This window comes from Dellaglioa kimchii (assembly GCF_046115505.1).
Lineage (GTDB): Bacteria > Bacillota > Bacilli > Lactobacillales > Lactobacillaceae > Dellaglioa > Dellaglioa kimchii.
Window position 1 is genome coordinate 1 of sequence record NZ_CP170736.1, and the last position, 13,207, is coordinate 13,207.

Consider the following 13,207-nt stretch of genomic DNA (forward strand, 5'->3'; position numbering starts at 1 on the left):
ATGACAAAATCAAATTTTCCAGATAACTTTTTATGGGGTGGCGCAACGGCCGCTAATCAATTTGAAGGCGCCTATGATGTTGATGGTAAGGGCCTGTCATTAGTAGATATATTACCAGATGCACACCATGGTCGCTGGGATTATTTATTTAATGTAAAAGAAGCGATGCAGATGAAAGAAGATTTTTATCCTAGTCATGAATCAGTTGATTTCTATCATCATTATGAAGAAGATTTACGATTAATGGCAGAAATGGGTTTCAAAACCTTCAGAATGTCAATTAGTTGGCCACGAATATTTCCGCAAGGTGATGAAAAAGAACCAAATGAAAAAGGGCTAGAATTCTATGATAAAGTTATCGATCTTTGTAACGAATTAGGGATGGAACCGTTAGTAACAATTAACCATTTCGATACGCCGTTAGGGATGTTGAAAAAAATGAATGGTTGGGCTGACCGTCGAATGATTAATAATTACTTAAACTTCTCACGCGTCTTATTCATGCGTTATAAGGATAAGGTTAAGTATTGGTTAACTTTTAACGAAATTAATATGATTTTACACATTCCATTATTGGGTGGCGGATTAGATTTGGAAGATATTGATAATCCTGACCAAATCAAATATCAGGCGGCACATCATCAATTAGTTGCCTCTGCGCTTGCGACAAAATTAGCACACGAAATTAATCCTGATTTTAAGATAGGGTGCATGTTAGCGGCAGGAGTTACCTACCCCAATACACCTAATCCCAAAGATGTATTTGAAGCAATGACAAAGGATCGAGAAGGATACTTCTTTATTGATGTCCAGTCACGTGGGTACTACCCAAGTTATTCGGCAAGATTATTTAAAGATATGGGTGTAGAAATTGAAATGGCAGATACTGACGTAAAAGATTTATTAGAAAATACAGTTGATTTCATTTCATTTAGTTACTATTCATCAAGATTAGCAAGCGCTGATCCTAAGATGACTGATAAAACAGCAGCAAATGTCTTTGACAGCTTAAAAAATCCTTACTTAAAGACAAGCGAATGGGGCTGGCAAACAGATGGCCTTGGTTTGAGAACAACGATGAATCAAATTTATGATCGTTATCAGAAACCACTATTTGTTGTTGAAAATGGATTAGGTGCAAAAGATGTTGTAGAAGAAGGTAATAAAATTCATGATGATTATCGCATTTCTTATCTAAGTGAAAACATTGAAGCAATGGGTGAGGCAATTGCAGACGGGGTTTCTTGTCTAGGTTACACATCATGGGGCTGTATCGATTTAATTAGCGCAGGCTCAGGTGAAATGGCGAAACGCTATGGTTACATTTACGTAGATCGAGATAACGAAGGTAACGGGACGATAAATCGATTAAAAAAAGATTCGTTCTATTGGTATCAAAATGTGATTAAAACAAACGGTGTTGAATTATAAACTGGAAAAATTGAAGGTATAAAATTTCGGTGCGATTAAAATACTGTTTAAGCAATGATTGATTGCTTAAACAGTATTTTTTTATTTACGGAAGTCTTATTGTTTAGTGGAAAAATAATATTAGGTGTACAATTATCGAAATCTTAAAGATGGTTTAGAAAAGATTGGATAAAATGATGTGTTTTAAACCTCAAAAAAATTGTTAAACAAATATATATAACGTGGAAGAAGGTCTTTCCGATGAGAAAAAGGTTTAAACCTGTAAATAATGAAATGAAATGGGTAGGAATTGTTAGTATTGTGTTGTGTTTAATTGAACCATGGTTAATAGTTGTGAATTTAACGATTGGCATGTGGTTAGTGGGGACGGGTATGATTGGCGTTGGAACTTATATTGAAAGACTACCCTTTTATCAGAAAAATATTGGTTATCGTCTATGTGGTATGTTGTTATTTATATTAATTGCATTCATTAATACAATTTATATAATAGTAATTCTTCTACTGCTACAATTCCAAGGATAAAATAAGTAGTACTTACAAGTTAAATGTATAAAAAATAGGTTACAAAAGATCGGCAGCATACCGAAGTCTGATAACCTATAAAGCTGAAAAGTTATTTAAGATGTCCCTGATCAGAGTCGAACTGATGACCTACCGCTTAGGAGGCGGTTGCTCTATCCAGCTGAGCTACAGAGACAAAATCACTGGTTACTCTATTGTAAATGGCAAAAATAAATAAGTCAATTTGATTTTAATGTAGAGATTGAGAATATAAAAATAAGACATTGATAAATTATCTTAATCGCTAACTAGTTCAAATACAAATTTATGAAGTGCCCCCCCGGTATTGGACCAAAATGAAGGGCTCCAAGAAAGTTAGACAAAATCTAACTAAATTGGAGTCCTTTTTCATGTCTAAATATTCTAAAAAATTAAAAGTGGAGGTCGTTCAAGATTATCTTTCATCTTTACTAGGTTATAAATTAATAGCTAAGAAATATGGTATTAAAAGTTCGGTTGAATACCGAATTTTTATATCCCAGAAAGTTGTTTAGAGTTTCGTCCAATATTTGGGGTTCACTTCAGAAAGTAATAGTGGCAGGGAATATTTTTAAGGGATTGTGTAGTTAATTTGAATTAGTGATTGTGCCCTTAGAATGATGGTGATTAATAGTGACATTGTTATTTACCATTGCTATAATAGCAATACTGAATGAGTTTTGTGGGAGGCGAATATTTGTTAAATAAGTTTAAAAATAATGGAGCAGTATTCGGTGTTATTTTTTTAATTAGTTTTTTTTTGGTACTTCCTCAAATAATAAATCATAGCTTAGTATTAAGTGGTGATTTATTATTTCACTTAAATCGTATTTATGATACTTATATGCAATTTAAAACTGGCCATTTTAATTATTTTCAGACAAATTACGGTTTTCAACAAACTGGCCGAATAGTAAATGCTCTGTATGGACCGGGTTTCGCTTATGGATTAGGATTATTATTGATTTTCTTACATAGTTGGATTAAATTTGAAATTATTACTTCGTTTTTAATTTTCTTTATTAGTGGATATTCAATGTATTTTTTATCAAGAGAGATGAAGACGACAAAACGGATATCAGTAATAACTGCAGTTATATTTATGGGTAGTTTTTGGATTGTTCGTTGGTCTACTCAGCAAAATTTTATGACGTGGGGTGTCATGTTGATGCCTTTAGTGGTTTTAATAGGGCTTAAAATGATCAAAAATAATGCGAAGGATCTTAAGATACTACCATTATCGCTCATTATGTCATTGCTCATTCAAATTCATGTCTTAAGTGCATTGATGTCACTTGGGACCATAATCGTTTTTTTTATTGTTGGTTTTTTTAAGACAGATAAAAAGGGACAACTTATCGGTAAATGTTTAATTGCTGGGATGTTAACACTGGTGCTAACATTTAATGTCTGGGGTGCCATGTTAGAAATTTTAACAACGAATAACGTGTACGCTCCTTTTGCTATGACGAACATGTCCAGTGGGACCATGAGATTCTCAATATTTAGGCATAGTGTTACACAAATTGGATTAGTCATGAGTCTTATATTTTTTGTACAAATAGCTTATCTATTTTCAAGAGAACAACAATTACCGCTAGCTAATAAAGTCGTTACTATACTTGGATCTGGTTTTCTACTTTTATCCACAAATATTATTCCTTGGACAAGAGTAGGATACATGATTCCTGGATTACAAAACTTCTTACAATTTCCTTTTCGATTTTATGGACTTGCAACTGTTTTGCTGTTAGCGGGTTTAGGATCTACAATTTCTATGATTACCGAATCAAAGCGTCGTAATAATAGTGAGCTATTGTTACTTGTTGGAAGTGTTTTAATTACAGGGCAGGCATATATTGGTATTCAGAATGGTAATGGAATATGGAATACCGACAATCCGATTGTACCTAACACTAATATGCTACTAAAAGATTCTCCGACTGGGGATGAAATTAGAAGTGCTTTTAGTAATTCAGATTTGGGACAAGGATTAGGCGTAGTCGAAAAGCCGACATCTGATTATTTACCTGCGAATAAGGTAGTCAGTAAGAATGCTTATGATGATTACAGAAAGAATATACTTATAAATCAAGTAAAGGTTACAAAAAAGGTTATGAGTAATGGTAACTTGCAGTTAACTTGGCAAGCAACGAAAGAGAATGAAGAAATTGCCTTACCCATTATCGTTTATAACAAATCGACTGTTGTATTAAACGGAAATAGAGTTAGTCCTCAAAGAATGCAATTATCGGTAATAGGTAGCCCGATAATTAAAGCAACGAAGGTAGGGACCAATACGTTGGTACTCTCATATCATGCTAGAATTTTGACTACAACAAGATTGATAGGCGTGTTGATAATCTGGATATTTTATATAGCTTCGATTATTATAATATGCTTGCTAAATACAAAAAAGTTCTAATCACTTAGTGATTAGAACTTTTTTTGTATTCTCCACCACCAATAGATGATGAAAAGCTATTATTTACATAATTTAACGTTTGTCGACAGCATTAACATTAATTATTGGCAGAAATTGTAAGCTTTAAAGGATCTAAATAATTAGGGCTATTTACGAATTAAATACTTAAATTTATAATAAAATGACATTAAAATACTGAATAAACCAGTTAACAAACTTATTGCCACGATTAAATAATTACCGACAGTTGCTGATGTAGTAATTTTAATGTGATTGTAACCTTTTTTAGTTTTAACTTAAGTGAATTATTTGATAAGTGATTTACAGTCTGTTTATTTAAAAAGACCTTATAATGTATACTTGAGTAGATAGCAATTGGTAAGGGATAAGTCCCAGACTTTGGAACTTGAATTAAATACTGGGCGCCATTATATGTTTGAGAAATATTTGTTAAATGAACAGATTTATCTAAAGAGGATATTCTTTTGGCCAATTGATTTTGATTATTTACTGGTAAATAATCGGGTTCAATAGTACTATTCTTAATTTTTTTGTTGTAGTTGGAAGTAGTCAGCCAAGAATGATTCGTATTTTTAATAGGGATAATGTGGTAATTAAGAATAGCACTTAAACTTGTGACAACTAATACCAGTGAAATCATGAAAGTGATATCTTTCTGCTGTAAAGGATATGTTTCAAAATAATACATGACACTAATAGATAATAGTAAGGATGTTACCAATAGTAGACAGCCTAAAAATTGAATCATGTTTACTGGTGTATTCTTAAGCATTTACCAAGGAAACCAATCTAAAGTGATAAAAAATAGAATAATAGTAGCGATGGTCCAGGTACGCCAAATACCGTTTTTATTAGTAAATAACATTACTAATAATCCAATTAATAATGCTGTGTTAATTGGTCCTAGATTAAAGCTAACTGATTTTTCTAAGATGCTAATGGAATTAATCTAGGCGTCGAGCTCATCAACATATTTTGTGATGATAGTATGTAAATATTAATTAAACTATATAAAGATAAGAATAATGCCAGAATGGCCCCTTTTATATAATCAACCAGTTCTAAATAGGTTAGTTGATGTTTTATGAATCTTATGCAAATTAAAAATAAAATCATTGCAGACACAACAACAAGAGAAATAAGATGACTATTCGCTACTGCCCTCATGCCAATTCCTAAATATAACCACCCATTTGGAACTTTGTGCCATATTTTAAAGCATCCGAGTAACACTAAGGGTAAAAAAGCATAAGCGAGTGCTTCACCAAGTGCATTTCTAGATTAAAGAACAATCATGTGATAAGAACTAAATTGGTAGATGGATACGTCTAATATTTGAAGTTACAGTTTAGGTGTTATAAATTTGGCCATTAGGTAAGTATTTAAAATAGTTATAAAATTTAAAATGATGAAGCCAATCATTAAGGCTAATACAGATTTTGTTAATAATAATTTCGGTATAAAAAAATAGCACTGGTCAACCATGGGTACATACCATTCATAGCAGCGCCAGTATGATGTAATCCGATAAAATTAACTAGTGGTGGTAACGACTCGTGTTGAAGTGCTTGTACAACTGCCTCATAACGCGTAAGGTGTATATCACCATCATAGCCTAATTTAAATAGATGATTAGTGAAGGCAGGTAATGTTGACAGGACTGATAAATCTGAGATAACAAAAAAACAGCAAAATTGTATAAATAATTTGAATGGGAACGCTTTAACAATATTAAAAAGCCTCCTTTAATTTTAGCAATAGTACGTATCTAGAGTTACTTTTATATGAGTTAAAATATAAAAAGACCAAAATTATTTTTCTTAATTTTGGTCTAGTAATTATTATGGGCATTTATTTTGTAAGATAACAATATGAGGGGAGTTAGATATTATTATTTATGCCCAATCCCCATTACGGAAAACAGGTACTGTACTGCCATCCTCACGAATACCATCAATTGACATGTCAGATGATCCGACCATGAAGTCAACGTGCGTTTGACTTAAATTTAAACCGGCAGCGGCTAATTCAGTATCGTTCATTTTAGTACCATCCTTAATGGAGAAAGGATAAGCAGAGCCTAGAGCTAAATGGTCACTGGCATTTTCATCGAATAATGTATTATAGAACGTTATTCCTGATTGTGAAATTGGAGAAGGGTCTGGTACTAAAGCAACTTCACCCAATGATCTTGCGCCATCATCAGTTTCTAGTAAGTGTTGTAAAACTTCTTCACCTTGTTCAGCAGTGGCTTTAACAACCTTACCTGATTCAAAAGTAAATTTCATACCACTCAAAGTAGTTCCTGCATAGCTCAATGGTTTTGTTGAAGAAATGTAACCATCAATACGTCTAGAATCAGGTGCGGTGAAAACTTCTTCGGTAGGCATGTTAGCCATGAACTCATGACCTTGTGCATCAAATGAACCGGCGCCTTCCCACAAATGATTTTTAGGGAGACCAATGACGATATCCGTCCCTGGGGCAACGTAATGTAAAGCAGAAAATTGTTCTTTATTTAATTCTTCGGCTTTTGTACGTAATGTTAAATCATGTTGGTACCATGCTTCAATTGGATTTTCATGATCAATACGCGTTGTTTTAAAGATTTCTTCCCAAAGTCGTGAAACAGCAAGTTCACCTTTTAGGTCAGGGAAAACGAGTTCAGCCCAAGCAGTATCAGCAGCAGCGACTACAGTCCAACTAACATCATTATTTTGAGTTGCTTTACGCAAAGGACGTAAGGCTTGACCCATAGCTTTTTGACGTGAGGCAATCTTTTCAGAAGGGATGCCAGCAAACGCGTCAGGATCATCTGACATAACTGAGATGCGAGATGCTTTCTTAGCAACCCAATCTTCAACTTCTGAAGTTGTATAACCAGGAACGTCAACCAAACGGTCTAGTGGAGCAAATTCAAGAAATGATTTCGAAACATGGCTATCTGCCCATTTAACGATAACTTCACTTGCGCCAGCAGCATAAGATTCATCTACGATTAAATGAGCTAATTTTTGTTGGGTTACGGAAATCTGTAGGACGATTGTTTGGCCTTTTGAGACGTTAACACCGACTTTAACGATTAATTCAGCATATTTTTTAAGTTGATTTTCAAAATTTGTTTTTGACATAGAAAGACCTCCAAATTTATTTATGAAATAATGATAACATATTAATGAGAAAATGATTAATAATTAGGCCGTTAAATTTTTGTTAACAAAATCAGAATTTTGTCTTTTCTTTGGTATAATAGTAATTAATATAATCATTGAGGAGGCCAATTATGAAAAAAGTGAAAGTGATGACTGTTTTTGGGACGCGTCCAGAAGCAATAAAAATGGCACCTGTTGTCTTAGAGTTAAAAGAACGTACAACGGAGTTTGAAACAGTAACTGTCGTAACAGCACAACATCGCCAAATGTTGGACCAAGTCTTAGAGATATTTAAAATAACGCCAGATTATGATTTGAATGTGATGCACGATAATCAGACACTAAGTGATACAACTCGAAATGTTTTACAAAAATTAGACGATGTAATTAAAATAGAGCAACCTGATATTATTTTAGTTCATGGCGATACAACAACAACGTTTGCCGCTAGTATTTCAGCTTTTTATAATCAAGTGGCAATTGGACACGTTGAAGCGGGATTACGGACATGGGATAAGTATTCACCATTTCCAGAAGAAATGAACCGTCAACTAACAGACGTACTGGCAGATATGTACTTTTCCCCAACTTCGCAAAGTGAAACTAATCTGTTACTAGAAAACCATCCGAAAGAAAATATTTTTGTAACAGGTAACACGGCCATTGACGCCTTAAAACAAACGGTTCAAAAAGAGTATGACCATGATGTCCTATCGGAAGTAAATCCTGCGAATAAAATGATTTTACTCACAATGCATCGTCGTGAAAACCAAGGTGCGCCTATGCGTCGTGTTTTCGAAGTGATTAAATCTGTCGTTAAAGATCAGTCAGATGTTGAGGTCGTTTATCCGGTTCATTTAAATCCAGTTGTTAAAGATTTAGCTGAAGAAGTTTTAGGTGGAGAACAACGTGTTCATCTAATTGAACCACTTGATGTGGTTGATTTTCATAATATAGCTGCAAAAAGTTACTTTATTATGACAGATTCAGGTGGTGTCCAAGAAGAGGCACCGTCATTAGGAAAACCAGTTCTTGTTTTACGTGATAACACAGAACGTCCGGAAGGCGTGAATGCGGGTACATTGAAGTTAGTTGGAACTGACCCTGTGAAAGTCAAAGAAACCATGATATCATTAATAACTAATAAGACAGAGTACGAACGAATGGCAAATGCTAAAAATCCTTATGGGGATGGGCAAGCAGCTAAACGAATATTAGATGCTATTGCTTATCGATTTGGAGATAGTCAGCAAGAACCTGAACGTTTCGAATAAATGGAGGATTTCTAAAGCATGAGCAAAAGAACAAAACGTCCCATTATTATTGGTGTAACAGGTGGTACTGGTAGTGGTAAGACGACGGTTAGTAATGCTATTTATTCACAATTAGCCGGCGAGTCAATCATGATTTTACAACAAGATACTTATTATAATGATCAAGCTGAAATGAGTATGGAAGAACGTAAAGCAGTGAACTATGATCATCCACTCGCGTTTGACAACGAACGGATGATTAGTGATTTGGAACAATTGTTGGGTAATGAGGCAATCGATATGCCTGTTTATGATTACACACAGTTTACTCGTTCGAGTGAGACAATCAGAACAGAACCTCAAGATGTTATCATTGTTGAAGGAATCCTAATTCTAGGGGACGAAAAACTTAGAAGTTTAATGGATATTAAAGTTTTTGTTGATACAGATGATGATTTACGCATTATTCGTCGTATCACACGTGATATGAAGGAGCGTGGTCGCTCATTACAATCAGTTATTGATCAATACGTTAAAACGGTTAAACCAATGTATAATCAATTCATTGAACCAACGAAACGTTATGCGGATATTATTGTGCCAGAAGGTGGCGCAAATACAGTTGCCATTGATTTATTGTCAACTAAAGTTCGAGACATTTTACAACAAGACTAGCTAGGATATAGTCTTGTCGTTATAGATATTGTACAACGACAAAAAGGATATAATCACTTAGTGATTATATCCTTTTTGGATTACAATTAAGAAATTTACTTAAACTTTGGCTGAACGTTAAGATTTTAATAGTACTCATAATTATTTATGAGTACTATTTTTAGCTTGTTTATTACTTATAAAGTGTATTGTAACCAAAGATAGAATACTAATAATCCAAGCGAAAATGACAAAAATTAAGTGCCATTTTGTTATGATTTCTGAGTGGTAGTTCACAATTAAAGTATTTTCCCCAGATTTAGTTGATATTATTGTTGGAGTACCCATTGTAGAGAGTTCTAATTTATTTTTGGAAAGTCTATGAGAATTTAATGATAGCACTGTATTTGAGTAAATTACGACAGGTAGGTGGATTTTTTCTTCTTTATTCTTAGCAGACCAGCTAATAACTAATGTTCCGTTTTTTACATGTTTCGTAATGTTAGCCTTATTATGGACGATATCGCGGCTATATGCAGCGTACGTATTACCAAGTTCATCACCATATTTTGGTAAGTAATCTGGGACTGGTTTAACAGATATTCGTAAACCAGCTATTAAATCAGGACTATGAAATGCCATTTTTATTTGGTTATTACTTGATTTATTTAAAATATCGATACTATGCATACTAACAATTGATTGATTACTGTTCCACGTTTCATTGCGTTTTTGAAGGTCAGAATAAGATTGGACTAAAATGAATACACAACTAACTAACATTGTTAGTTTAAGCATATTTTGTAAGTCTTTGGATGACAATTTTGAAAGGCTTGAACCAAAACCAGTAATAAGTAAAATTGTTGCCAATCCGGCAAAACGATTTGGAAATTGTAAAAAACTTTGAAGAGGGGGAACAGCACTGGCTAATTTGGTCCATGGTATTAAATTAGAAGTAAAGACTAAAAAGATAAGTCCAACAAAAGTAAGCATCTTTTCAGAAATTGGCATCTTTTTATAGTAAATAAAAACAAAGGCAATTTGTAAAACAAGTAAGACACTCATGAATAGGCCCATATGGCCAATATCATAGGTACCAGTTGATATGTTCATCGTATAATTTGACATATCTTTAAATGAGAAAGGCGCGTATAAGGAATTTGAAGTGTAAACGTCAATGAGTGCTCCCCAGACATTAAAGGTTAATACTAAAGTTAAAAAACCCGCGAGTAAGCATTTTAAAAGTAACTGTATTTTTTTTGTTGATAATATCATCCCGACGATAAAAAAGATAATTAAGACTAAGATTGACATTAAAGCGCTCAGTACGTGTATTTGAATTAATAAGGAAATCGTTAAAGCTAGAGGTAGAACTTTAAGATTTATTCCGTTATTATTAATCATTCGAAGGCAAAATATAATAACTAGAGGCATTAACATGATTCCCCAAGTCATAAAATTTTGATTGTATGCCCAACGTGTAATCCAGAAGCTGCTCATGAATAAGATAGATGTCATTAAAGAAATATTTTTAGGTGTTTCTAATTCTCTTGATAGAAGATACATAGAGTACCCACTCACAAAGAAAATAATAAATGATGTGACGACTTGGAATATAAACCAGCTATGAACTATAACTAATAATAATCCGAGAATGTATGAAAATCCTGGTCCATATAAGGCATTAATTATTCTACCACTTTGTTGAAAACCAAAATTTGTTTGAAAATAATTAAAATTTCCTGTACGTAGTTGCATATAGGTGTCATAAATTCGATTGAAATGAAAATTAGAATCGCCACCTAATACTAGACTTTTATTTAGTATTTGCGGTAAAACTAAAAATAAACTTACCGTAAAAATGGTAATAAATACGACACTATTATTTTTTAAATAATTAACAACTTTTTTCAATAGAATAACCCCTAGAAATTTATTTTGTTTCTTAAATATAACAGATAATGAATAAATTATTTATTTTTTTTATTGTGAGTGTTAAATTTAAGAATAATAAAAGTGAACAAACTAAGTATCCAAGTGGTTATTACAAAGAATAAGTTATTTTTTGTGATAACCCCCGATTGATATCTAAGTGCTACATGATTGATACCTTTTTTTGTTGTCTTAACAGTGGGAACACCCAGTGCAGATAGAGATAATCGATGTAATCGACTTCCATTTAAGGTGAGCTCTGAATTATTATAAACAACAATAGGAAGTGCAATGGATTCACCTTTTTTTGTTGCATGCCATTTAAGGATTAAATCACCATTTTTTGTAACAGCCTTAGTGATATTAGGACGGTTCCTAACAATATCTTTCTTGTATTCTTTTTTATTATATGTTGTCTTTTCGTCTCGATTATTTGGCAGATAATCAGGAGCTATTTTTTTAACAACTTTTAATCCTTTTGATAAATTAGAACTAGTAAAATTAGTTCTAATTTGATCACTCGTTAGATAATTTGAAACGACAACGCTCCCTTTATAAATAAGAGGATCATTGGAATTCCAAAGCTTATTTTGCTGTTGAATGTCAATATATGCTTGACCTAAAATAAAAAAAATACTAATGATTAAAAATAATTCGCCAGTTTTTTTAAGCTTAAATGAAGGTAGCTCAGAAAGAGAGATGCCAAAACCTGCAAGTAATAAGACAGTTGCAAAACCATAAAAGCGGTAAGGAAATTGTAAAAAACTTCGAAGCTGTGGTATTAGATTCGATATTGTCGTCCAAGGAACAAGATTTGTTGATAACAGGAGAAATAGGATCCCTAATAGTGTTATTAGCCTGTTAGAGAGTGACACTTGTGACCACCTAGAAAATAGTAAGATAAATTGTAAAATGAAAATGACGCTCATAACTAGTCCTATAGATGAAGCGCTATAGCTACCTGTTGAAATACGCATTGTATCACTAGCCATATCTAAGTGAGTGTAAGGCGAGTACAGCGTATTTCTTGTGAAAATTTCTAGCATAGCGCCCCAAACATTAAAGGTTAGAACAATAGTTAGAAGGGCAGCTAAAAAACATTTTGATAAAAGTTGCAACTTTTGATTTGTCTTGTAAAAACCGACAACAAAGAAGATAAAGATGACGCCAACCGACATTAAGGCACTTAAGACATGAATTTGAATAAGCGCTGAAATCAATAATGCTAATGGTAGTACTTTTAAATCCTTAGCATTATTTTTAATCATTTTAAGCCCAAGGATGACAATTAAAGGCATTAGCATAACGCCCCAAGACATAAAATTCTGGTTAATTGACCAACGGGTAACGTAAAAACTCCCCATAAATAGACTAGCAATCAACAATGAAATTTTCTTAGAGGATTGAAGCTCTCTAGATAGAAAATACATTGAGTAACCACTAATAAAGAAAATTAAAAAGGAGGTTACGATTTGAAATAAAATCCAATTATGAACAATTAAGAGTAAGATACCTAACAGATAAGCAAAGCCTGGTCCATATAAGGCGTTAATAATGCGACCACTCTGTAAAAAACCATAGTTAGTTTGAAAATAACTAAAGTTACCTGTTTTAAACTGCATATAGGTATCGTAAATACGATTGAAATGAAAAAGCGAGTCACCACCTAAGACTAGACTGTGGTTGATTATTTGTGGAAGAACTAAAAATAAACTAACTAAAAAAATAGTCATAAATACGATTAAATGATTTTTAAGATAATTAATTTTATTTAACAAGATAGTAAACCCCTAATA

General features: G+C 33.0%; 9 protein-coding genes, 1 tRNA gene and 1 pseudogene. 6 read left to right on the forward strand and 5 right to left on the reverse strand.

What is annotated here, in order from left to right; genetic code table 11:
- On the forward strand, positions 1-1,431 hold the full coding sequence (locus tag ACE83Q_RS00005) for a 6-phospho-beta-glucosidase (RefSeq protein ID WP_409022094.1): 1,431 nt from the start codon (positions 1-3) through the stop codon (positions 1,429-1,431).
- A 240-nt stretch (positions 1,432-1,671) separates the two neighbouring features.
- Positions 1,672-1,956, forward strand: coding sequence for a hypothetical protein (locus ACE83Q_RS00010; protein ID WP_409022095.1), 285 nt, complete (start codon positions 1,672-1,674; stop codon positions 1,954-1,956).
- A gap of 101 nt (positions 1,957-2,057) precedes the next feature.
- On the opposite strand, the gene ACE83Q_RS00015 is transcribed toward ACE83Q_RS00010, so the two are convergent.
- Positions 2,058-2,131, reverse strand: a tRNA-Arg gene (locus ACE83Q_RS00015).
- A gap of 214 nt (positions 2,132-2,345) precedes the next feature.
- Between ACE83Q_RS00015 and ACE83Q_RS00020 the strand changes: the two are divergent.
- Positions 2,346-2,450, forward strand: a pseudogene (locus ACE83Q_RS00020) (transposase); the annotation flags it as partial.
- A gap of 221 nt (positions 2,451-2,671) precedes the next feature.
- Positions 2,672-4,399, forward strand: a complete 1,728-nt coding sequence (locus ACE83Q_RS00025; RefSeq protein ID WP_409022096.1) for an MFS transporter — start codon at positions 2,672-2,674, stop codon at positions 4,397-4,399.
- A gap of 229 nt (positions 4,400-4,628) precedes the next feature.
- Here ACE83Q_RS00025 and ACE83Q_RS00030 read toward each other — a convergent pair whose 3' ends face one another.
- Entirely contained in the window at positions 4,629-5,192 is a 564-nt protein-coding gene (locus ACE83Q_RS00030; RefSeq protein ID WP_409022097.1) for a hypothetical protein, read from the reverse strand.
- A gap of 1,123 nt (positions 5,193-6,315) precedes the next feature.
- Positions 6,316-7,551, reverse strand: a complete 1,236-nt coding sequence (locus tag ACE83Q_RS00035) for an aminopeptidase (protein ID WP_409022099.1) — start codon at positions 7,549-7,551, stop codon at positions 6,316-6,318.
- Between the two features lie 152 nt (positions 7,552-7,703).
- On the opposite strand from ACE83Q_RS00035, the gene wecB reads away from it, so the two are divergent.
- Positions 7,704-8,846, forward strand: a complete 1,143-nt coding sequence (gene wecB, locus ACE83Q_RS00040; protein WP_409022101.1) for a non-hydrolyzing UDP-N-acetylglucosamine 2-epimerase — start codon at positions 7,704-7,706, stop codon at positions 8,844-8,846.
- An 18-nt stretch (positions 8,847-8,864) separates the two neighbouring features.
- Complete coding sequence (gene udk / locus ACE83Q_RS00045) at positions 8,865-9,500, forward strand: uridine kinase (RefSeq protein WP_409022102.1); 636 nt, start codon at positions 8,865-8,867, stop codon at positions 9,498-9,500.
- A 141-nt stretch (positions 9,501-9,641) separates the two neighbouring features.
- Here the strand turns inward: udk and ACE83Q_RS00050 are convergent, their stop codons facing one another.
- Positions 9,642-11,393: an MFS transporter gene (locus ACE83Q_RS00050; protein WP_409022103.1), complete on the reverse strand. Its 1,752-nt coding sequence runs from the start codon at positions 11,391-11,393 to the stop codon at positions 9,642-9,644.
- 56 nt (positions 11,394-11,449) lie between these two features.
- On the reverse strand, positions 11,450-13,189 hold the full coding sequence (locus tag ACE83Q_RS00055) for an MFS transporter (protein WP_409022104.1): 1,740 nt from the start codon (positions 13,187-13,189) through the stop codon (positions 11,450-11,452).
- Positions 13,190-13,207: the final 18 nt, after the last annotated feature.